General features: G+C 53.9%; 23 protein-coding genes. 6 read left to right on the forward strand and 17 right to left on the reverse strand.

The features are described from left to right. Positions 1-2: 2 nt before the first annotated feature. The 4 genes from nrdE to OGX91_RS15250 form a co-directional block, all read right to left on the reverse strand. On the reverse strand, positions 3-2,147 hold the full coding sequence (gene nrdE, locus OGX91_RS15235) for a class 1b ribonucleoside-diphosphate reductase subunit alpha (RefSeq protein WP_155021788.1): 2,145 nt from the start codon (positions 2,145-2,147) through the stop codon (positions 3-5). Continuing rightward, entirely contained in the window at positions 2,120-2,530 is a 411-nt protein-coding gene (gene nrdI, locus OGX91_RS15240) for a class Ib ribonucleoside-diphosphate reductase assembly flavoprotein NrdI (protein ID WP_155021789.1), read from the reverse strand. Before nrdI ends, nrdE begins: the two co-directional genes overlap by 28 nt. Further along, entirely contained in the window at positions 2,527-2,772 is a 246-nt protein-coding gene (gene nrdH, locus OGX91_RS15245; protein ID WP_005122941.1) for a glutaredoxin-like protein NrdH, read from the reverse strand. Before nrdH ends, nrdI begins: the two co-directional genes overlap by 4 nt. A 279-nt stretch (positions 2,773-3,051) precedes the next feature. Continuing rightward, positions 3,052-3,483, reverse strand: coding sequence for a carboxymuconolactone decarboxylase family protein (locus OGX91_RS15250; protein ID WP_005122942.1), 432 nt, complete (start codon positions 3,481-3,483; stop codon positions 3,052-3,054). A 90-nt stretch (positions 3,484-3,573) separates the two neighbouring features. On the opposite strand from OGX91_RS15250, the gene pdxR reads away from it, so the two are divergent. Next, the gene (gene pdxR, locus OGX91_RS15255; protein WP_286626700.1) at positions 3,574-4,908 is read left to right on the forward strand and encodes a MocR-like pyridoxine biosynthesis transcription factor PdxR; all 1,335 of its coding nucleotides are present in this window, start codon (positions 3,574-3,576) and stop codon (positions 4,906-4,908) included. Between the two features lie 123 nt (positions 4,909-5,031). Beyond that, a complete protein-coding gene (locus OGX91_RS15260) occupies positions 5,032-5,382 on the forward strand; it encodes a DUF2002 family protein (protein ID WP_005122944.1) in 351 nt (116 codons plus the stop codon). A gap of 37 nt (positions 5,383-5,419) precedes the next feature. On the opposite strand, the gene alaE is transcribed toward OGX91_RS15260, so the two are convergent. Further along, positions 5,420-5,869, reverse strand: a complete 450-nt coding sequence (alaE, locus tag OGX91_RS15265) for an L-alanine exporter AlaE (RefSeq protein WP_005122945.1) — start codon at positions 5,867-5,869, stop codon at positions 5,420-5,422. A gap of 556 nt (positions 5,870-6,425) precedes the next feature. On the opposite strand from alaE, the gene stpA reads away from it, so the two are divergent. Continuing rightward, positions 6,426-6,827, forward strand: coding sequence for a DNA-binding protein StpA (stpA, locus tag OGX91_RS15270; protein ID WP_040233298.1), 402 nt, complete (start codon positions 6,426-6,428; stop codon positions 6,825-6,827). Between the two features lie 35 nt (positions 6,828-6,862). Here stpA and OGX91_RS15275 read toward each other — a convergent pair whose 3' ends face one another. The 3 genes from OGX91_RS15275 to OGX91_RS15285 all read right to left on the reverse strand — a co-directional run bounded on the left by OGX91_RS15275 (position 6,863) and on the right by OGX91_RS15285 (position 7,959). Then, positions 6,863-7,042: a GDFGVC terminal motif YodC-like protein gene (locus tag OGX91_RS15275; protein ID WP_005122950.1), complete on the reverse strand. Its 180-nt coding sequence runs from the start codon at positions 7,040-7,042 to the stop codon at positions 6,863-6,865. 80 nt (positions 7,043-7,122) lie between these two features. Continuing rightward, complete coding sequence (locus OGX91_RS15280; protein WP_005122951.1) at positions 7,123-7,650, reverse strand: rhodanese family protein; 528 nt, start codon at positions 7,648-7,650, stop codon at positions 7,123-7,125. Between the two features lie 9 nt (positions 7,651-7,659). Beyond that, positions 7,660-7,959 (reverse strand): ArsR/SmtB family transcription factor, encoded by a 300-nt coding sequence (locus OGX91_RS15285; protein ID WP_005122952.1) that lies wholly within the window; start codon positions 7,957-7,959, stop codon positions 7,660-7,662. 182 nt (positions 7,960-8,141) lie between these two features. Here OGX91_RS15285 and OGX91_RS15290 point away from each other — a divergent pair, with 182 nt between their 5' ends. Then, positions 8,142-8,300: a YqaE/Pmp3 family membrane protein gene (locus tag OGX91_RS15290; protein WP_003037242.1), complete on the forward strand. Its 159-nt coding sequence runs from the start codon at positions 8,142-8,144 to the stop codon at positions 8,298-8,300. 95 nt (positions 8,301-8,395) lie between these two features. Beyond that, positions 8,396-8,845 carry a peptidoglycan-binding protein LysM gene (lysM, locus tag OGX91_RS15295; RefSeq protein ID WP_005122954.1) on the forward strand — a complete coding sequence of 150 codons (450 nt, stop codon included), beginning with the start codon at positions 8,396-8,398 and terminating at the stop codon, positions 8,843-8,845. A gap of 12 nt (positions 8,846-8,857) precedes the next feature. Here the strand turns inward: lysM and csiR are convergent, their stop codons facing one another. The 7 genes from csiR to OGX91_RS15330 form a co-directional block, all read right to left on the reverse strand. Continuing rightward, a complete protein-coding gene (gene csiR, locus OGX91_RS15300) occupies positions 8,858-9,544 on the reverse strand; it encodes a DNA-binding transcriptional regulator CsiR (protein WP_005122955.1) in 687 nt (228 codons plus the stop codon). Positions 9,545-9,589: 45 nt separating this feature from the next. Further along, a complete protein-coding gene (gene gabP, locus OGX91_RS15305) occupies positions 9,590-10,990 on the reverse strand; it encodes a GABA permease (RefSeq protein WP_199947808.1) in 1,401 nt (466 codons plus the stop codon). Positions 10,991-11,175: 185 nt separating this feature from the next. Next, complete coding sequence (gene gabT, locus OGX91_RS15310) at positions 11,176-12,459, reverse strand: 4-aminobutyrate--2-oxoglutarate transaminase (protein WP_199947810.1); 1,284 nt, start codon at positions 12,457-12,459, stop codon at positions 11,176-11,178. A gap of 25 nt (positions 12,460-12,484) precedes the next feature. Next, entirely contained in the window at positions 12,485-13,933 is a 1,449-nt protein-coding gene (gabD, locus tag OGX91_RS15315) for an NADP-dependent succinate-semialdehyde dehydrogenase (RefSeq protein WP_040233304.1), read from the reverse strand. 23 nt (positions 13,934-13,956) lie between these two features. Further along, complete coding sequence (lhgD, locus tag OGX91_RS15320; RefSeq protein WP_199947812.1) at positions 13,957-15,225, reverse strand: L-2-hydroxyglutarate dehydrogenase; 1,269 nt, start codon at positions 15,223-15,225, stop codon at positions 13,957-13,959. Positions 15,226-15,244: 19 nt separating this feature from the next. Further along, positions 15,245-16,222 carry a glutarate dioxygenase GlaH gene (glaH, locus tag OGX91_RS15325; RefSeq protein ID WP_005122961.1) on the reverse strand — a complete coding sequence of 326 codons (978 nt, stop codon included), beginning with the start codon at positions 16,220-16,222 and terminating at the stop codon, positions 15,245-15,247. A 260-nt stretch (positions 16,223-16,482) separates the two neighbouring features. After that, the gene (locus tag OGX91_RS15330) at positions 16,483-17,085 is read right to left on the reverse strand and encodes a short chain dehydrogenase (RefSeq protein ID WP_286626708.1); all 603 of its coding nucleotides are present in this window, start codon (positions 17,083-17,085) and stop codon (positions 16,483-16,485) included. Positions 17,086-17,183: 98 nt separating this feature from the next. Here OGX91_RS15330 and OGX91_RS15335 point away from each other — a divergent pair, with 98 nt between their 5' ends. Then, on the forward strand, positions 17,184-18,068 hold the full coding sequence (locus OGX91_RS15335) for a LysR substrate-binding domain-containing protein (protein WP_286626710.1): 885 nt from the start codon (positions 17,184-17,186) through the stop codon (positions 18,066-18,068). Between the two features lie 48 nt (positions 18,069-18,116). Here the strand turns inward: OGX91_RS15335 and OGX91_RS15340 are convergent, their stop codons facing one another. Together OGX91_RS15340 and OGX91_RS15345 are read right to left on the reverse strand one after the other, a co-directional pair. Further along, positions 18,117-19,631, reverse strand: coding sequence for a tripartite tricarboxylate transporter permease (locus OGX91_RS15340; RefSeq protein WP_005122965.1), 1,515 nt, complete (start codon positions 19,629-19,631; stop codon positions 18,117-18,119). A gap of 10 nt (positions 19,632-19,641) precedes the next feature. After that, positions 19,642-20,076: a tripartite tricarboxylate transporter TctB family protein gene (locus OGX91_RS15345; protein WP_199947813.1), complete on the reverse strand. Its 435-nt coding sequence runs from the start codon at positions 20,074-20,076 to the stop codon at positions 19,642-19,644. Positions 20,077-20,080 lie beyond the last annotated feature (4 nt).

A 20,080-nucleotide genomic window follows, 5' to 3' on the forward strand; every position in this document is an offset into this window, starting at 1 on the left:
CCTTACAGTGCGCATGACACGCAGCCTTCTATTTCAGTCCCTTCCAGCGCCAGCTGACGTAGTCGGATGTAATACAGCGATTTGATGCCCTTACGCCAGGCGTAAATCTGCGCTTTGTTGATATCGCGAGTGGTGGCGGTATCGGGGAAAAAGAGCGTCAGTGAAAGCCCTTGATCGACATGGCGCGTTGCCTCAGCGTAGGTATCGATGATTTTTTGCGGACCAATCTCGTAGGCATCCTGATACAAGGCCAGATTCTCATTGGTCATAAACGGGGCAGGGTAGTAAACGCGCCCGGTTTTGCCCTCTTTGCGAATCTCCACTTTCGACACGATCGGGTGAATGCTTGACGTGGCATGGTTGATGTAGGAGATAGAACCGGTGGGCGGAACCGCCTGTAAATTCTGGTTATAAATACCGTAGCGCATCACATCTTCACGCAGTTGCGCCCACATCTCGCGCGTCGGCAGCGTAATGCCGCTGGCGGCAAACAGTGTGCGGACCTTGTCGGTTTTTGGCTGCCAGTCGCCCTGCAGATACTGGTTAAAATACTCGCCGCTGGCGTAGCGGGACTGCTGGAATCCGGCAAAGGTTTTACCGCGCTCGCGGGCGAGCTTCATCGATGTATTCAGCGCATGCCAGGTGATGGTGTAGAAATAGAGATTGGTGAAATCCAGCCCTTCTGGCGAACCGTAGGCAATCCCTTCCCGTGCCAGATACCCGTGCAGGTTCATCTGTCCAAGGCCAATCGCGTGCGACGCGCTGTTCCCGGCTTCAATCGAGGGCACGCTGCGGATGTGGCTCATGTCCGAAACGGCGGTTAAGCCGCGCACGGCTGTTTCAACGGTGCGGCCAAAGTCGGGTGAATCCATGGTATGGGCAATGTTCAAGGAGCCGAGATTGCAGGAGATATCGTGTCCTGTCTGCGCGTAATTGAGATTTTCATCGTAGGTGGAGGCACTGTTAACCTGCAAAATCTCCGAGCACAGGTTGCTCATATTGATCCGACCGGCAATCGGATTGGCGCGATTCACCGTATCTTCAAACATGATGTAAGGATAACCAGACTCAAACTGGATCTCGGCCAGCCGCTGGAAGAATTCGCGGGCGTTAATGTATTTTTTGCGCACGCGTTCGTCGGCCACCAATTCGTCATACCGCTCACTCACGGCGATATCACCGAACGGTTTGCCGTAAATGCGCTCCACGTCATAAGGTGAGAACAGCGCCATCCGGGCATTTTCTTTCGCCAGTCGAAAGGTAACATCCGGGATCACCACGCCAAGCGAGAGCGTTTTGATACGGATTTTCTCGTCGGCGTTTTCGCGCTTAGTATCGAGAAAACGTAAAATATCCGGATGGTGCGCGTGCAGGTACACCGCACCCGCGCCCTGACGTGCGCCGAGCTGATTCGCATAAGAAAACGCATCTTCCAGCATTTTCATTACCGGGATCACCCCAGAGGACTGGTTCTCAATGCGTTTAATCGGCGCACCCGCTTCGCGCAGGTTGGAGAGTAAAAATGCCACGCCGCCGCCGCGTTTAGAAAGCTGTAGCGCCGAGTTGACCGCCCGACCAATTGACTCCATGTTGTCTTCAATGCGTAACAGGAAACAGGAGACCAGCTCGCCGCGTTGCTGTTTACCGCAGTTTAAAAAGGTTGGCGTGGCGGGCTGAAAGCGCCCGGAGAGCATTTCATCGGTCAGTTGCATCGCGAGTGCTTCATCGCCTTGTGCCAGCGTGAGTGCCACCATCGTTACCCGATCCTCAAAATCTTCGAGATAGCGCTTACCGTCGAACGTTTTCAGCGTATAGCTGGTGTAGAACTTCCATGCGCCGAGGAACGTCTGGAAACGGAATCCGCTGGCGTGGGCGTGGTCAAATAGCTTCAGCACGAACGCGCGATTGTAGCGGCTTAACACGCTGGCATCGTAATAGCCTTCATCCACCAATGTTTCGAGACGCGCCTGCTGGCTGGCAAACACCACCGAATTGGGGCGGACGTGGGCGGCAAAGAAAGCCTCCACCGCTTGATGGTCTTTGTCGAACTGAATGCGCCCGGCTTTATCGTACAGATTCAGCATGGCGTTCAGGGCGTGATAATCCAGCGTTGGCTGCATTACACGTTCTGCGGTTGTCGTTGCCAAAATTCGCTCACTCCTTTTCGAACGTTGTCGATATCGCTTTGGGTGCCCATTAGCTCAAAACGATAAAGCCACGGCACGCCGCATTTTTGTGAAATGACATCACCCGCGCGACCGTATGCATCACCGAAATTGCGATTGCCGGAGGCGATTACGCCACGGATTAATGCCCGGTTATGCGTATCGTTTAAAAAGCGGATCACCTGTCTCGGAACCGCGCCAGCCGTGCCGCCGCCACCGTAGGACGGCACGATTAAAATGTAAGGTTCGTCTACCCGGATCCGCTCGCGTTCATTAAGCGGGATGCGGATGGCAGGCACCCCCAGACGCTGCATAAATCGGTGCGTATTTTCGGAACTGCTGGAGAAGTAGACGAGCGTCGTCATGCGCTGGCCACGCGTGGTTCCGGGCGCAGGCGATTAATCATGTCCGGGCGAAACCCTGACCAACGGGTTTCACCTGCCACCACGACAGGCAACTGACGAAAACCTTGCTCGCGCAGGCTATCAGCCAGATCGGGCTGTAAATCGACGTTTACCATCTCAAAGTCAAAACCACGGCTTTCCATCGCCCGTTTGGTGGCGTGGCACTGAACACAGTTATTGCGAGTGTAAATAACAATGCGCATGATTCGTATTTCCATTAAAAGATGAAAGAGTGACGCGATAGACAGCGTCAGGTTGTGTGCATTTGATATAGAAGATACTAGATGTAGTTTTGAAAGGATTCAACCATACAAGATATGGGAATTTTAGATTGATGAGGGCCGGGTGATGAACGTGGCGGGGGAAGGCTTACTGGTGGTTGTAAATTGCCCGATGGCGCTAAGCTTATCGGGCCTACGGGCAACAGGAGAGCACAACGTAGGCCGGATAAGGCATTTATGCCGCCATCCGGCAGCGCAGAATTACATGCGCATTCCCACAGCCAGGCGGTTAAAGCAGTTCATCAGGCTGATTGCGAAGGTCAGGTCGCTTATTTCTTTGGCGCTAAAATGGTCAAGCAGCGGCAGATAAACATCATCTCCGGCATGGCTGCTGGCGATATCGGTGACGGATTCGGCCCACGCCAGCGCCGCACGTTCCTGCGCGCTGAAGTGGTGACTCACCCGCCAGCCTGCCAGCGCGTCCAGTTTAGCCTGCGCAACACCGGCTTTTCGCAGCGCTTTACTGTGCATTTCCAGACAAAAGGCGCAGCCGTTGATTTGCGAGACCCGCAGGTAAATCAGTTCCGTCAGCGTAGGTTCCAGCGCGCAGTTCTCCAGCGCTTTGCTTGCCTGAACCAGAGCGGTGTAGATTTCAGGGCTGAGTTCATAATAGGGCTGGCGTAACATGGTCATGGTATTGCTCCTCATTTGGATGACCTGCAATGTAGCACTATAATGGTCTGCTAAAGAGAGCCATATTTTTACTTAAAAAGCAGACCATAAATGCCGCGCTACCAGCAAATTGCCCGTCAGTTAAAAACCGCTATTGAGAAAGGCGATCTTAAGCCGGGCGCAAGATTACCTTCCAGCCGAACCTGGTCCCAGGAACTGGGGATTTCACGTTCTACGGTAGAAAACGCTTATGCTGAGCTGGTGGCGCAGGGCTGGCTTACGCGACGCGGGCAGGCGGGAACCTTTGTCAGCGAGCAATTGCGACTGGAAACCTCGCCTGCAACCCCTGCTGTATTCGCCGGAGAAAACGGCACACCACAGCTTTTTCAGATGGGATTGCCAGCTCTCGATCTTTTTCCGCGCGATATCTGGGCACGGGTCATGGGGCGACGTTTGCGTACCCAAACACGTTTTGATCTTGCGGTGGGGGATGTTTGCGGTGAACTGCTGTTACGCCAGGCGATAGTCGATTACCTGCGCGTGTCGCGCAGCATTGAATGTCTTCCGGAGCAGGTTTTTATTACGTCGGGTTATGCGGCATCGATGATGTTGATCCTGCGCGCGCTGGCCACACCCGGCGAGGGAATGTGGGTTGAAGATCCCGGCTTTCCATTGATTCGGCCCGTAGTCACCCAGGAACGCATCGAGCTGATGCCTGTAGCGGTTGATGCCGATGGCCTTGATGTCAGCGCGGGGATCCGCGACTTTCCACAGGCTCGTTTTGTCATGCTGACACCTGCACACCAAAGCCCACTGGGCGTGGCGCTTTCTCTGGCACGCCGTCACCAGTTGCTGGAATGGGCCGATCGCGCACAGGCGTGGGTAATCGAAGATGACTACGACAGTGAGTTTCGTTACCACGGCAAACCGTTACCACCGCTCAAAAGTCTGGATGCGCCGCAGCGGGTAATTTATGCCGGCACGTTCAGCAAATCGATGTTTCCGGCGTTGCGCACGGCATGGCTGGTGGTGCCTCTGACTCAGGTCGAACATTTTCGTCAGCAGGCGGCGCTAACGGCCTGTAGCGTTCCGGTTTTATGGCAGCAAACGCTGGCGGATTTTATGCAAGACGGCCACTTCTGGCGGCACTTAAAACGCATGCGCCAGCATTATGCCGAGCGGCGTCAGTGGATGGAAAACGCCCTGACCGAACAAGGATTTAGCGTCATTCCTCAGGAAGGGGGGATCCAACTGGTGATGAGTGTGGACGGAGATGATGTTGCGCTGGTGTGTAAAGCGAATCAGGCCGGGTTAGCTGTTCAGGCGTTAAGCCGCTGGCGAATAACGTCAGAAGGAAAGGGGGGAATATTGCTGTCATTTACCAATATCAGCTCGGCGGAAATGGCGCAACAGGCGGCGTACCAACTGCGGATGGCGCTGACATAAATCTGTACGGTTCTTAAGATATTCGTCCCATCGTGTTCACTCGTTTATGGACTTTTCTGAAAGCGTTGCTAATGCTGAATCAGGTAAGGTAAGCCCGCAGTAAAAGATAACGAGGAAAATAATATGTATTTACGACCTGATGAGGTGGCGCGCGTACTTGAAAAAGTGGGCTTTACCGTTGATGTAGTGACGCAGAAAACGTACGGCTATCGTCGTGGCGAAAATTATGTGTACGTTAACCGTGAAGCGCGGATGGGGCGTACCGCATTGGTGATCCATCCCACGCTAAAAGAGCGTAGTTCTTCACTGGCAGAACCGGCCACGGATATTAAAACCTGCGATCACTATCAGCAATTCCCGCTTTATTTAGCCGGCGATACGCATGAACATTATGGTATTCCACACGGCTTTAGCTCGCGTATCGCGCTGGAACGTTATCTGAATGGATTGTTTGGCGACGTGAGTTCAAACTGATAACGCGACTGGCGGTGCCAGTCGCGATGAGATGTTTTTACGCTTTAGCCTGGTGGTAGCTGCTGACCTTAAACAGGCGGCGGCAATAATCAAGGAAGTAGCCATATACTGCACCCATCAGCATTGAGACCACGATGTTGGAGCTTACCGCAGCCGTGATCTGGTGCCAGTCAGCGCCAACCGTCAGCAGAATAATCACATACACCGGTGACTGGAACGTGACATAGGCCAGCACATCCGCCAGATTTTTTGCCCATCCTGCCTGCGTGGCTTTGCGTGCCGCGCGCATAAACAAATCGCGGTACATACCGTATGGCCAGGCGATCAGGATGTTGATGGGGATAGCGACCAGTCTGGAGTACAGTGACTGTTCGAAACTCATTCCTGAAAGGAATATCTCGATCAACATGTTCACGACAGAACAATAAACAACCATCGCGAACGTGTCTGCTACAGCATGACGCAAGCGTGACTGCGGAGAGAACATGTTAATGCTCCTTGTAAAAAGGGGAAAAAAGGTTTTCAATACCTTTTCTGCTAGTGATTTGTCTTGTCGCTTTCGCGTTTTAATAGGATATATGCCTGCATAATAACTATCAACTAGCTTAAAATTTTTATTTATTGCCTTTTTGTCGATAAAATACTCTGTGATGGTTTGTTTTTTGTTCGTTTTGGCATTTTCGTTGTCATGCAACTTAAAATCATTAAAAATCAACAGGTTATTTTGACTTGTTTTTCTGAACTTTTTGCGCTCCTTTTTGAATGTTGACGAAAATTTCGCATATCTACCGCAACGCCTGCGCGATGCCGGTATTGGTTTATCTGGTGCGGCAGCGAGATATCCCAAAGTCTATTTATTCTGGTTTCTGGCCAAATATAAAATATCGCTGACTAAAGATCACCGTATGACAAGATAAATAATAATAGCGATTGTTGTTTTAATATCTTGCGACAAAAAAGAGACTGGAAAAAGAAAAAATACTCGCATACAATTTGCTTCGTAATACCGATTTCTGTTTTTGCGTTAAAGAGGTTTTATTAATATGAGTTCAATGTTAAAAAACTTAAATAATATTCGATCGCTACGTGTCATGGCACGTGAATTATCCGTCGAGGTTCTGGAAGATATGCTGGAAAAACTCCGGGTAGTCACCAAAGAACGACGTGACGAAGAAGAACAGCTACAGCGCCAACGTGCAGAACAGCAGGAAAAAATTAATACACTGCTGGCGATGATGAGAGCCGATGGGATTGATCCTGAAGAACTGTTGAGCATGTCGGCGGCAACATCGCGTTCGGTTAAAAAACGTCAGCCACGTCCGGCGAAATATCGTTTTACGGATACCAATGGTGAAACAAAAACATGGACTGGACAAGGCCGCACGCCAAAGCCGATTGCGCAGGCGCTGGCTGCCGGTAAATCTCTCGATGATTTTTTGATCTAATATCAATGCGGTGAGGGGAACCTCACCGCTTATTTTCAGCAGACGCCGAAATCGCCTTCTTCAGAATATCGTGTGACATCAGCCGCTTTTAGGGTGTATTTTTCGCCGCTTTCATTGCTGGCTTGTACCGCCACAATTTGTTCGTCTTTCACTTCGACAACTTTCAGTTTTGGTCCACCCATACGCGGTTGCACCAGATCGCCAGGTTTAAACATATTGCGCTCCTTTCTTAATCACAAAGCCCACCATAGATCACGTCAATCGGCGGGTACAGCGCTGTTTCTTCTATTACCGCTTAATGAGTACGTCGGTTCCAGGGCATTTTGTCGAGCAGTCGCGCCATACCGCAGAAGCCAGTTACACCCGCAAGCATCAGCCCAGCACCGACAAAACCGCTGAGTAAGAAGAAGCCGCTGTTAACGGCGTAACCGAGAATGACGCCAAGCAGGGCAAGGCTGCCTGCGGCAATCTGCACCTGACGCATTAGCGGCAACGGTTGTGAGCTATCTTTTGCAACCGGCAGACCTTCCGCTTTCCAGCCGTCGATTCCGCCCTCCAGCAGCCAGACCTGTGCCGGCGCGGCGGCGGCATTCAATTTTGCCGCCGCGTTTTGTGTACGCTTGCCTGACTGGCAGTGAAAAATAATGCGCTCAGCCCGTAAGTTTGCGGGGAGTGAACCCTGCTCCAGGGTGGATAACGGTGCCAGATGCGCCTCGGGGATATGCTCGTACAGATACTCGTCAGTGTCGCGGATATCAATCAGTTTTGCGCCTTGCGCGACCAGCGCCTGCGCCTCGCGCGGGGAAATCGTCCCAATAGTCATGATGGCTCCTTATGGGCAATACAGTGTTTTTAATGTGGCGATCAGCGAATTCACGGCCGTATTTTTAATGGAGTACAGGATGCGCTGGGCATCGCGTTGGCTGTCTATCAGGCCTTCTTCTCGCATACGCGCCAGGTGCTGCGAAGTGGCGGAGGGGCTGAGGCCGGTAATACGGGCTAACTCGCCTGCGCTGGTGCCGGGTGAACCGCAGAGCATGCACAAAATCAGTAACCGCTTTGGATTACTCATCGCTTTGAGCAGGGCGGCAGCCTGTTCTGCGCTGGCCTGCAGTTGTTCAAGTTCAGTCATATGTATTTTAGTATTTGCTAAGTTAAGGTTATTCTAAAGTAAATAAGCATCGTACGCCAGCGTAAAGAGCGTAAAGAGCGTAAAGGAGGGTAAAACCGCAGGGTAAGCCAGGCAGAGTTGGATAAACTCACTAACCTTAGATTTCTAAGAAATGATTATTTTTTTGCTTGTATGGAGTGTGTATGGGTTTCTGGAGAATCGTTTTTACTATTATTTTGCCTCCTCTCGGCGTGCTGCTGGGTAAAGGATTCGGCTGGGCGTTTATCCTCAATATCGTTCTGACGCTGCTGGGGTACATTCCTGGCCTTATCCACGCCTTCTGGATACAGACGCGTAACTAATTCCCCTTCTATAACGGCGCATTTGCGCCGTTTTCTTTGCGCTCCTTTCTCCTCTGCTACACTTTTGGGGTTGATTGTTAATTACCGAGGTGGATATGGGACTCTTCAATTTTGTAAAAGATGCGGGTGAAAAACTGTGGGATGCGGTCACTGGAAATCATGACACAGCCGATCTGGCAAAAAAAGTGCAGGAACACCTGAATAAAACCGGTATTCCGGATGCGGATAAAGTGGACGTCCAAATTAACGAAGGCAAAGCCACCGTTTCTGGCGATGGATTAAGTCAGGAAGCGAAAGAAAAAATCCTGATTGCGATTGGTAATATCTCCGGTATCGCCAGCGTCGACGATCAGGTTACAACCTCTGCGCCAGCGAGCGAAAGCCAGTTTTATACCGTGAAATCAGGGGATACCCTGAGCGCGATTGCCAAACAGGTTTACGGTAACGCCAATCTGTATAATCAAATATTTGAAGCCAATAAACCGATGCTGAAAAGCCCGGATAAAATTTATCCCGGGCAGGTTTTACGTATTCCGCAACAATGATGATGTCCAGGTTTATTGCGTCAGCAATTTGCCGGACATCGCCTGTTGAATAATCGGAATTGGCGTCAGCAGGTGCTGGCGCATTAGCTCGCTGGCGCGCGCGGCATCGCGTGCCAGAATTGCTTCGGTCAGCGTTTGGTGCTGATCGTGTTTATCTTCCAGCATTTCCACCGACAGCACCGTTTTTCGCAGCCAGATAAACCGGTAGCGCGCCGCCAAATCGAACAGTCGTTCGCGCATTTGCAGTAAATATTGTGAACCGCAGCCGGCGACAATTGCCGTGTGAAAAGCCTGATGGCGCAGATCCCACTCGTCGAGCATCTGTTCGCTGGCATCTACGGCTTCAAGCTTAGCGAGCATATGCGCCCGCGCCAGAATCTCTGCTTCCCAGGCGTCACCGCCGCGTTCAATGGCCAGCGCGACCAGCATGGCTTCCATATTGGCGCGGGCATCGAAAATATCGAGTAACTCTTGCTCGGACATCGGTGCCACCCGATACCCTTTCTGATTGACCACCGTGACCAGCCGCTCGGCAACCAGTTGCGAAAGCGCTTCACGCAGTGGCCCAACGCCCAGTTCATAACGTGAAGTCAGCAGGCTCATACGCAGTTTTTCATCAGGCTGATACACACCGCGGATGATGTCGTTCTTCAGCCAGCGGTATCCATCAATGGCCGTCGGTTGGGGAATGGCGGTCATGGTCTTACTCCTGAAAGGATTTCCCGGCCTGCGCCGGGAACAGGTTTAATGCGTATTTTGCAATGGTGCTTTTTGCCACGATAGCAGTTTTTTCCAGCGTGACATAATGGGCACGGTGCAAATAATCCCGATGGCGAGTAGCCCGGTCGAAACCACCTCCAGCTGTTGCGCCGGACGGAAGAGCATCACCACTAATACGAAGACTATAAAGGCGATCACCAACCAGGTGAGCCACGGATAGAGCCACATTTTCAGTTTGATTTCACCGCCTTGCGCCAGCAGGATTTTACGCATCCGCAGTTGGGAAATCGCAATCACCAGATAAACCAACAACGCGATGGCGCCGGAGCTGTCGATCAGAAACTTAAATACTTTGGCCGGGGCGTAATAGTTGACGACCACAGTGAGAAAGGCGGCACCTGTCGACAGTAACACTGCGACATAAGGCGTTTTACTGCGGTTTGTTTTACCCATAAAGGCGGGGGCATCGCCGCGACGGCTCAGGGAGTAGAGCATACGCGAGGACGTATACAGCGCGGAGTTGAGACAGCTGGTCACCGACAACAAAATGACGCAGTCCATGATCAGCTTCGCGTGTGGGATATGCAGTAATTCCAGCACCGAACGGTAAGAGCCCACTTCTTTCAGTCCCGGCATGTTCCACGGGATCAGTGCTACCACCACGAAAATAGAGCACAGATAGAAAATGGAGATACGCCAGATGACCGAGTTGGTGGCGCGGACGATGTGTTTATCCGGGGTGTCTGATTCGGCGGCGGCGATGGTGACAATCTCCGCGCCCATAAAGGAGAACATGGTGATTAGCATCGCGCTGAGTACAGCGCCAAAACCGTTGGGCATGAAGCCGCCATGATCCCACAGGCGCGAAACCCCGCTGACGTCGGCATAAGGGTAGAAACCACTAATCGCCGCTGCGCCGAGGGTGATAAACGCCAGAATGGCAATCACTTTACACAGCGCCAGCCAGAATTCAAACTCGCCGTAATTTTTGACGCTCAGCAAATTACTGCCGGTTAATGCCAGCGTGATAACCAAAGAAAACAGCCAGATGGGGATGCCAGGGACCCAGGAGTGCAGAATGATGGCGGCAATATTCGCTTCCAGTGGGATAACCAACACCCAGAACCACCAGTACAACCAACCGATGGTATAACCTGCCCACGGGCCGATGGCTTTATCGGCGTAGGTGGAAAACGATCCGGTATCCGGGGTGGCGACGGCCATTTCGGCCAGCATACGCATAATCATCACCACCAGTAACCCGGCGAACAGGTACGCTAATAGTACAGCGGGACCGGCTTCTGCTATCGCCACGCTTGAACCGACAAATAAACTTGCGCCGATAACGCCGGCAATAGACAGCATGGTGACATGGCGTGATTTCAGCCCGCCCCCTAAATCATGTGATTGTGACACTTGCCCCATCTTTAAACCTCTCGAAAGTATTGCACTTGGGAGAGCACCCCGGCATTCCCGCGCCGGGGCACGCGTATTATTGTTATTGATCTGTTTGCCGGATGGCGGCTCCGCCTTATCCGGCCTACGGATTGCGTTTTTTGTAGGCCGGATAAGACGCATTTGCGTCGCCATCCGGCTCGGATGCAGGAGTGTTAACCTTGCTTCGCCTCGGCAAAACATTGCGCGATGATGTCCAACCCCTGGCGGATTTGCGCATCTTCAATGGTCAGTGGGACAAGGATGCGCAGCACGTTGTAGTAAGGCCCGCAGGAGAGCAGGATCAGTCCCTTATCACGTGCACGCGCGACAATTTCGGCGGTCAGTTTGGCGTCTGGTTTCGTATGGTCGCCATCTTCGAACAGTTCGATAGCAATCATCGCCCCCAGCCCGCGTACGTCGCCAATCTCGCGGTGGGTTTCCGCAATGGCCAGCAGGCCTTCACGCAGGGTTTGCCCCAGATCGTTGGCTTTTTGCAGCAGGTTTTCCTGCTCGAAAATGTTCAGTACCGCCAGCGCGGCGGCACAGGCAATCGGGTTACCGGCATAGGTACCGCCCAGACCGCCCGGAGGAATAGCGTCCATGACGTCGGCGCGTCCGGTCACGCCCGCCAGCGGGAAACCTCCGGCGATGGATTTGGCGAAGGTAGTGAGATCGGGCGCAACGCCCATCTGCTCCATGGCAAACAACGTACCGGTACGGCCCGCGCCGCTCTGTACTTCATCGGCAATCAGCATGATGCCGTGCTCGTCACAAATGGCGCGCAGTCGTTGCATAAAAGCAGGCGAGGCGGCGTAAAAACCCCCTTCGCCCTGGACGGGTTCAATCACAATGGCGGCAACGTCTTCCGGTGCGGCATCGTTTTTGAAGATGCGATGAATGCTGGCGATAGCATCGTCGTCACTGATGCCGTGCAGCGGGCACGGGTAAAGCGCGCGATACACATGGCCTGGCATCAGCCCCATTCCGGCAGAGTACGGGTTGACTTTCCCGGTCAGCGACAGGGTGTAATGGGTACGACCGTGGTAAGCGCCGCTGAAGGCGATCGTGCCGCTGCGTTTGGTGGCGGCGCGGGCGATTTTTACCGCGTTTTCAACCGCTTCGGAGCCGGTCGTTACCAGCAGGGTTTTCTTGGCGAAATCGCCCGGCACTTTCTTGTTCATCATTTCGCACAGCTCGAGGTACGGCTCATAGGCCAGTACCTGGAAACAGGTATGGGACAGCTTTTTTAACTGCGTTTCCACCGCAGAGACAATCTGCGGATGCAGGTGACCGGTATTCAACACCGCAATACCGCCAGCAAAATCGAGGAACTCACGGCCTTCAACGTCCCAGACCCGGCAGTTTTCTGCGCGTTCGGCAAAAATCGGGTGGATCTGTCCTACGCCACGGGGAACGGCGTTGCTGCGACGTTGCATGAGTTCTTTATTGGTGCTCATCAGGTGTTCTCCAGTATTTATTTTATTAAAGGCCAATACACATATATTTGATTTCTAAGTAGTCTTCGATGCCGTACTTCGAACCTTCGCGGCCAAGACCAGAGGCTTTAATGCCGCCAAACGGGGCGACTTCGTTGGAGATGATGCCGGTATTAATGCCGACAATGCCGTACTCCAGCGCTTCACCAACGCGGAATACCCGGCTTAAATCACGGGCGTAGAAATAGGCTGCCAGACCAAACTCGGTGTCGTTGGCCTGAGCGATGACGTCCGCTTCGTCTTTAAAGCGAAACAGCGGCGCCAGCGGGCCAAACGTCTCTTCTTTGGCGACCTTCGCGTTGGCAGGCACATCCACCAGAATGGTGGGCTGGAAGAAATTTCCGCCGAGCGCGTGAGGTTTACCGCCCGTGATAATGCGTGCGCCTTTATCCAGGGCATCGGCGATGTGCTCCTGCACCTTGGCGACAGCTTTTTCATCGATCAGCGGCCCGGTGGTGACGTCAGGTTGCAGACCATCGCCGAGGTGCAGTTTGTTCACCGCCTGCTGGAGCTTGTCGGCAAACTGCTCATACACGCTGTCCTGAACATACAGACGGTTGGCGCAGACGCAGGTCTGCCCGGCGTTACGAAACTTCGAGGCCAGCGCGCCTTCCACGGCTTTATCAAGGTCGGCATCATCAAAGACGATAAACGGCGCATTGCCGCCCAGCTCCAGCGACACCTTCTTGATATCTTTGGCGCACTGCTGCATTAGCTGGCGTCCAATCTCAGTGGAGCCGGTAAATGACAGCTTGCGCACCAGCGGGTTGCCGGTCAGCTCATTACCAACAGCACTGGCTGACCCCGTCACCACGCTGAAAACGCCTGCCGGGATCCCGGCGCGATTAGCAAGCTCTGCCAGCGCCAGCGCGGAGAATGGCGTCTGGCTGGCCGGTTTAAGCACCATGGTGCAACCTGCCGCCAGCGCCGGGCCGGCTTTGCGGGTGATCATCGCCGCCGGGAAGTTCCACGGCGTAATCGCGGCAGTAACGCCGATCGGCTGCTTGATGACGATCAGGCGTTTGTCGGCCTGATGGCCAGGGATCGTATCGCCATAAATGCGTTTGCCCTCTTCGGCAAACCACTCAATAAAGGAAGCGGCGTAGGTGATTTCGCCTTTGGCCTCCGCCAGCGGTTTGCCTTGTTCCAGGGTCATCAGGCGGGCGAGATCGTCCTGGTGCTCAATCATCAGGTTGAACCAGCGGCGCAGGATATTGGCCCGCTCTTTGGCGGTCAGCGCCCGCCACGCGGGTAGGGCGCGATTCGCGGCGTTAATGGCTTCGCGGGTTTCATCCGCCCCCATTTTCGGTACGCTACCCAATTGCTGACCGTTAGCGGGGTTGGTCACCGCGAGGGTCTCGCCGCTGTTGGCGTTACGCCAGTTGCCGTCGATCAGTGCCTGCTGGCGAAATAAGGTGGGATCGTTAAGTTGCATAATTGCTTCCTGTCTTCATCGTTTTAACGGGTGAATGCGGCGTGTAATGTCTCCACGCTACGTGCCGCACGCAGCGTGCGTCCGGGATTATTCTGGTTCTCCAGCAGGGCGTGAACTTTGCTGACGATATGTGCGCCGATAGGGATTGCTGACGTTGCCGCAGGAGACGGGGCATTACAGGTATGAATTGAGCGTGGCGTGGTGACAAACAGAAAATCATCGATCAGTTTGCCGTCCGGTGACACCGCCTGTGCCCGCACACCTGCAGGCCACGGCTGCAGATCGTTTTGCGTCAGGCTCGGGCAGTACTTTTGCACCAGTCGCAGATAACCGCTCTTGCACAGCGAATTCTTCATTTCACCAAGCCCGGAACGCAGGTTGTTTTGCAGCACGCGGCGGATGCCGGAAGAGCCGAAGATCTCCAGCGTATCGCTGAGCGAGAAGTCGCGTTTACGGTAGCCTTCGCGTTTAAATGCCAGCACCGCGTTGGGGCCGACCGTGACGCTGCCGTCAATCATCCGGGTCAGATGCACACCAAGGAATGGCATCGCCGGATCGGGGATCGGGTAGATCAGATGATTGACTATCTGGTTATGTTCTGACGCCAGGCGGAAGTATTCGCCGCGGAACGGGCAGATGATGAATCCGGGGTCGATGCCAAGCATTTTCACCAGTCGATCCGCCATCAGGCCAGAGCAGGTAATCAGCGTTGCGCCCTCATATTCCAGGCCCTGGCGGGTCTGCACGATAACGCCCGCCGCGTGCTCTTTCAGCGCGCTGACTTCGGCGTTGTAAACAATCTCACCGCCCCTGGTCTGGAAAATTTTCGCCATCGCGGCGGTGACTTCGCGGTAGCTGACGATCCCGCTCGACGGGACAAAAATACCGCCCAGTCCGGTAATGTTTGGCTCACGCTCACGCAGTTCTTCGGCGTTTAACCACTCGCGCTCTAAACCGTTAGCGGCAGTGCGATCCCATAACGCGCGCATCCGCTCCATTTCCAGCGCCGAGGTGGCAACCAGCATTTTTCCGCAAACGTCATAGCGGATGCCGTTTTGGTCGCAAAAGGCTTTGGTGGCGCGATTTCCGGCCAGGCAAAACTGCGCCTTCAGGCTACCGGGAGTGTAATAGACCCCGGCATGAATTACGCCGCTGTTGTGGCCCGTCTGGTGGCAGGCCGGGCCGGACTCTTTTTCCAGTAGCGCGATTCTGGCATCCGGGTAGACATCAATCAGCTGCATGGCGGTCGACATGCCAATAATGCCGCCGCCAATAATCACAAAATCATACATCCGCTTTTTTCCTTCGCGCTTACTGATGGGTCTGGTAGTGGTTTGTCGCGTAAGCGAAATAACCACGCTGACGCATCAGTTCACGGCGCAGGTCTGGGTGCGATGTAAAGCGATCGCGACCGTGCAGCCAGAACAGGTTGTTGATCAGCAGGAATTTACCCACTGAAACCGGAACGGAAAGAATGTTCTTGCTGGTTTCCAGCGCGTCGGACAGGTCGCTCAGCCAGACGCCTTCTTCATAGTCTTTTGGCTGGACGAACTGATCGATGTAACGCATCACCGGACGGCCCTGCTGGTCAACGTCAAACACCGGATGGAACACGTCCTGGCTCACGTTTTTGCTAGGCGGTGCGGCAAAGCGCATGGGGCGACGTGCCAGCGGATGGGTAAAGTACTGATCCAGATGTTCCCAGTCGTCGAGGTGCAGCAGCAGCGAGTTACCGCCGGTCATGTTCTGCTCGTCGATTTTCATCATCAGTACGTAGTCGGTTACCTCTTCGAGGTAGGTACCGTCGTTGTGTAGCTCCATCACGCGGTGCGGCTGGCGCAGGTAGCTGTCGGAGTTATCGACGTTTTTCACCACAAATCGCGCGTAGTATTGCCCGCTCATCGCATCAAAATTGGAGCGCCCGATAAGATGCGCTACCGCCGTCGCCAGCTTGACCATCTCTTCCGCCTGCGCCACATCATCCACGCCCACGGCATTGATCAGCAGTGCGCCTTCAGCACGATCCAGCAAGGTTTTTAGTAGCAGAGGCTGCAACTGATTGCCGCACAGGTCATCGAGGATTTTGCCGACTTTGAAGCGCAAGAAGGATTTGTATTCCAGTGCCTGCACCGGCCACTGTGCGACGGCTTGCAGAAATTGCTCCGTAGTTTCAGCACAGAAAGTCAGCTCCAGTAAGCGTGGAGACTGGGCTGATGGTTTCAACGTGAAACCGCTGTAGTGCTGGGCTGGATCTTCAGCGTTCGGTTGTACGGCAGTCAGTGCGTTCATCAGAATCGATCCTCTCAGTAGATTGTCAGGGAGACATGGCGATGCTCGTTTCGTAGCCATAAATTAAAAATATCTACATTTTTGGAAAGCGCGCACAGAACGAGCTTGTTTGTTTATTATTTGTGATCAAAAGCAACAAATATTTAACATTATAAAGGGTGGGGTTAAATGAAAAGCGCGGGAGATAAACAGGAGAATATTATTTAAAAACAGAGGATTAATAATACTGCCGCCGCTGGGGCACAGCGGCAGTAAAAATGTTAGTAACCGACTTTATAAATACGTCCCGTTTGAATGCCTTCCACGCTGCGGCGGTAAGTGTTGGCCACAGTTGCCGCTGGCACGCTTTCAAAGCCCGGGAAGAAACCGTCGTAGGCTTCAGCAGATTCACTGAGAACGGTCGGGCTTATCAGGTTAATACGCTGACCACGTTCCAGCTCACAGGCAGCCGCGCGCACAAATCCTTCCAGACCGGCATTGATCGTTGCCGCATTTGCCCCCTGGGCAATGGGCTCATGGGCGATAATGCCGCTAATCAGCGTAATCGAGCCGCCATCGTTGAGAAAATGCTGTCCCGTTAAGGCCAGGCGTATCTGACCTAACAGTTTATCCTGTAACCCCTGATTAAAGTCTTCGTCGGTCATCGTCGACAACGGCCCAAAGAACAGATTGCCGGTGGCGGAAACAATCGCATCCACGCGTCCTGTTTTTTCAAATAGCGCCTGTACGCTCTCTTGTGAGGTGATATCGACCAGGTAATCACCCTGCGTGCGGCCCACGCGGATAACCTCATGTTTACGGCTCAACGTCTCTGTGACTGCACGACCCACTGTACCGCTGGCACCAATAATGACGATTTTCATAACCACCTCCGCAATAGTGTGAGCCGCTATTCTTTAATGAAAATGAAATCAGATAAACTGGCTAAAAGTTAGATGATTACTAACCAGAGGTTTGCAATATGGATAAGCTGCGCGGCATGGAAACGTTTATCGCGGTGGTGGAAAGTGGAAGCTTTACCGGTGCGGCTACGCGACTGGAGATATCTGCGGTGATGGTGGGGAAATATATCTCCCTGCTGGAAGCGCAGCTCGGTACGCGTTTGCTGGAACGTAACACACGCCGTCAGAGTCTGACCGATGCCGGGCGTGTCTGTTTTGAGGAAGCCCGGCGAGTGTTGGAACAAGTGTCGATAGCCGAACGCTCGGTAGAGCGTTTGCGGCTGGCTCCTGCGGGCACGTTGCGCATCAGCGCGCCTACTTCCTTTGGGGCCTGTGTTATCTCGCCGCTGGCCGCGGATTTTTTGCAAACCTGGCCAGAGGTACGCATTGAGTTAGATCTGACCAACCGAATGGTCGATCTGGTGGATGAAGGTATCGATCTGGCGATCCGCATTGGCGATATTCATCAGACGGATGTGGTGGCGAAATATCTGTGTCCGTACCGTATGGCTATCTGTGCGTCGCCGGACTATCTTGCCCGATACGGCACTCCACGAACGCCCGTGGATCTGGTGGATCATCTGTGTTTGTCGCATACCGTGTGGACGGCACGTAATGAATGGAAACTGCCGGGTGTGGCGGGTGAGGTCAGGTGGAAACGTGATGCGATTCTACGCTGTAATGATGGTCATGGCCTGCGTATGGCGGCAGTGGCGGGCGCGGGTTTGTTGTTACAACCAGAGGTGTTACTGGCGGAAGAGCTTGCCAGCGGCAAACTGGTCCGGGTGCTGGAAGGGTTTACGCCAGAGCCGCGACCGATTCATCTGCTGTGGCGCCAGGATTTACGCCCATTGCCGAAACTGACGCAGTTTGTCGAACACGTACTCAGTGCATTTCAGGAATGAAGATGAAAATGCCGGATGGCGTTGTGAACTGCGCCATCCGGCAATTTGTTAGCCGATATCCACCTGCGGCTTATTGTTGCGTTTGCGGATCAGGCGCAGCACTGGCGGGATAACGATAACCATGACCGCCATCACCAGCAGGACTTTCGCCACGCCGCTGGCCCACAGAATATCCATGCTGCCATTACTGATGGACAGGGCACGACGCAGGTTCTGCTCCAGCATTTCTCCCAGAACGAAGCCCAGAATCAATGGCGACATCGGGAAGTGCATTTTACGCAAAATGTATCCCAGTACGCCGAGACCGACCATCAGTACCAGATCGAAGGTCGTGCTGTGGACGGCATACACACCGACCGCCGAAACCGCCGCAATGGCCGGAACCAGGAACCACAGCGGAATGGTCAGCATGCGGGTGAACAGACCGATTAACGGGATGTTCATCACCAGCAGCATCACGTTGGCAATCAGCAGCGCCGCGATCAGTCCCCAGACGATATCCGGTTGTTCGGTGAACATTGCCGGCCCCGGCGTGATGTTGTACAGCGTCAGCGCCCCCATCATTACCGCCGTGGTGCCCGAACCTGGCACGCCGAGCGTCAGCATTGGGATAAACGAGCCGCAGGCCGAGGCGTTGTTGGCCGCCTCAGGTGCGGCAACACCACGAATGTCCCCTTTCCCAAAGCTGTCGCTGTTACCGCTGAGCTTTTTCTCGGTCATGTAGGTGATAGCACTGGCGATGGTGGCCCCGGCGCCGGGCAGGACGCCGACGAAAAAGCCAATCACCGATGAGCGCAGCGTTGCGCCCACGCACTGCATACCTTCTTTGGCATTGAACAGCATACGGCCCGTTTTACGCACCAGCGTCTGGCCACTGCTGGTATGTTCCAGCATTAATAATATTTCTGAGACAGAGAACAGCCCAATCACTACTACGATAAATTGCACACCGTCGGAGAGATGAACACTGTCAAAGGTGAAGCGATAAACCCCGGTGTTGGCGTCTACGCCGACGGTCGCAAGGCCGAGACCGATCAGCGCTGCCAGAAATGATTTCAGTGGGTTCTGCGCCATCATGCTGCCGAGACAGGCAATGGCAAAGACCATTAAGGCAAAGTATTCCGCCGGACCGAAGGCCAGCGACCACTGGGCTAACGCCGGGGCAAACAGAATGATGCCGCCGATAGCGATAAGCGAACCGAAGAAAGAACTGACTGCTGAGATAGAAAGCGCCACGCCGCCGCGTCCCTGTTGGGCCATTGGATAGCCGTCAAGGGCGGTCATAATGGCTGCCGCATCGCCAGGAACATTGAGCAGGATAGAGGAGATGCGCCCGCCGTACTCGCAGCCGATATAAACAGTTGCCAACAGGATCAGCGCAGACTCCGCAGGGAGATGCAAAGCGAAGGCCAGCGGCAGCAGGATCGCCACGCCGTTGATCGGCCCCAGGCCAGGCAGCAACCCAACGATGGTGCCGACAAAGCAGCCGATCAAGGCAATAACCAGGTTTTCCGGCGTCATCGCCACCGCGAAACCCTGAGAAAGATAAATCCAGGTATCCATCGTTTCTCCGTTAACCCAGCCAGGCGCCGAGTGGTAAGGTGACGTCAAGCAGTCGGTCGAAGGCATACCACAACAGAATGCCGAGAACCGAACCGGAAATGCCCGCTGCCGGGATGGTTGCGCCGAACAGCATGCCAATCACCACGGTGAGAATGGCGGTGGCAATGGGAAAGCCCAACCATTCAAACCCCCAGGTGTACATCAACAACACAATCACCATCGTGAGCAACTTTTGCAGCACGTGGCGGCGAGGCCAACTGATGGTGTCCGGGTGGCGCAACAGCAGCGCGACGGCACACAAGAGCATCAAGCTAATAATGCCAAGTGGAAAGGGACGTGGCCCGACGGGTTCATAGCTGTATTCGCTGCTGATTTGCCAGGCCACGAACAGCCCGGCTATACAGAGCAGCAGCCAGATACCCGCGAAAATACGATCGCTCATCATCTTT

Source organism: Citrobacter sp. Cpa228, from assembly GCF_030333085.1.
Taxonomy (GTDB): domain Bacteria; phylum Pseudomonadota; class Gammaproteobacteria; order Enterobacterales; family Enterobacteriaceae; genus Citrobacter; species Citrobacter pasteurii.

What these genes read in the sequence shown, in the direction of transcription:
- nrdH (WP_005122941.1), bottom strand. Translation starts at nt 2,772, where the DNA reads ATGCGCATTGTTATTTACACTCGCAATAACTGTGTTCAGTGCCACGCC.
- OGX91_RS15330 (WP_286626708.1), bottom strand. Translation starts at nt 17,085, where the DNA reads ATGAAAATCGTCATTATTGGTGCCAGCGGTACAGTGGGTCGTGCAGTC.
- lysM (WP_005122954.1), top strand. Translation starts at nt 8,396, where the DNA reads ATGGGACTCTTCAATTTTGTAAAAGATGCGGGTGAAAAACTGTGGGAT.
- OGX91_RS15340 (WP_005122965.1), bottom strand. Translation starts at nt 19,631, where the DNA reads ATGGATACCTGGATTTATCTTTCTCAGGGTTTCGCGGTGGCGATGACG.
- pdxR (WP_286626700.1), top strand. Translation starts at nt 3,574, where the DNA reads ATGCCGCGCTACCAGCAAATTGCCCGTCAGTTAAAAACCGCTATTGAG.
- OGX91_RS15345 (WP_199947813.1), bottom strand. Translation starts at nt 20,076, where the DNA reads ATGATGAGCGATCGTATTTTCGCGGGTATCTGGCTGCTGCTCTGTATA.
- lhgD (WP_199947812.1), bottom strand. Translation starts at nt 15,225, where the DNA reads ATGTATGATTTTGTGATTATTGGCGGCGGCATTATTGGCATGTCGACC.
- OGX91_RS15290 (WP_003037242.1), top strand. Translation starts at nt 8,142, where the DNA reads ATGGGTTTCTGGAGAATCGTTTTTACTATTATTTTGCCTCCTCTCGGC.
- gabD (WP_040233304.1), bottom strand. Translation starts at nt 13,933, where the DNA reads ATGCAACTTAACGATCCCACCTTATTTCGCCAGCAGGCACTGATCGAC.
- csiR (WP_005122955.1), bottom strand. Translation starts at nt 9,544, where the DNA reads ATGACCGCCATTCCCCAACCGACGGCCATTGATGGATACCGCTGGCTG.
- OGX91_RS15335 (WP_286626710.1), top strand. Translation starts at nt 17,184, where the DNA reads ATGGATAAGCTGCGCGGCATGGAAACGTTTATCGCGGTGGTGGAAAGT.
- glaH (WP_005122961.1), bottom strand. Translation starts at nt 16,222, where the DNA reads ATGAACGCACTGACTGCCGTACAACCGAACGCTGAAGATCCAGCCCAG.
- OGX91_RS15250 (WP_005122942.1), bottom strand. Translation starts at nt 3,483, where the DNA reads ATGACCATGTTACGCCAGCCCTATTATGAACTCAGCCCTGAAATCTAC.
- gabT (WP_199947810.1), bottom strand. Translation starts at nt 12,459, where the DNA reads ATGAGCACCAATAAAGAACTCATGCAACGTCGCAGCAACGCCGTTCCC.
- stpA (WP_040233298.1), top strand. Translation starts at nt 6,426, where the DNA reads ATGAGTTCAATGTTAAAAAACTTAAATAATATTCGATCGCTACGTGTC.
- OGX91_RS15275 (WP_005122950.1), bottom strand. Translation starts at nt 7,042, where the DNA reads ATGTTTAAACCTGGCGATCTGGTGCAACCGCGTATGGGTGGACCAAAA.
- OGX91_RS15280 (WP_005122951.1), bottom strand. Translation starts at nt 7,650, where the DNA reads ATGACTATTGGGACGATTTCCCCGCGCGAGGCGCAGGCGCTGGTCGCG.
- OGX91_RS15260 (WP_005122944.1), top strand. Translation starts at nt 5,032, where the DNA reads ATGTATTTACGACCTGATGAGGTGGCGCGCGTACTTGAAAAAGTGGGC.
- OGX91_RS15285 (WP_005122952.1), bottom strand. Translation starts at nt 7,959, where the DNA reads ATGACTGAACTTGAACAACTGCAGGCCAGCGCAGAACAGGCTGCCGCC.
- gabP (WP_199947808.1), bottom strand. Translation starts at nt 10,990, where the DNA reads ATGGGGCAAGTGTCACAATCACATGATTTAGGGGGCGGGCTGAAATCA.
- alaE (WP_005122945.1), bottom strand. Translation starts at nt 5,869, where the DNA reads ATGTTCTCTCCGCAGTCACGCTTGCGTCATGCTGTAGCAGACACGTTC.
- nrdI (WP_155021789.1), bottom strand. Translation starts at nt 2,530, where the DNA reads ATGACGACGCTCGTCTACTTCTCCAGCAGTTCCGAAAATACGCACCGA.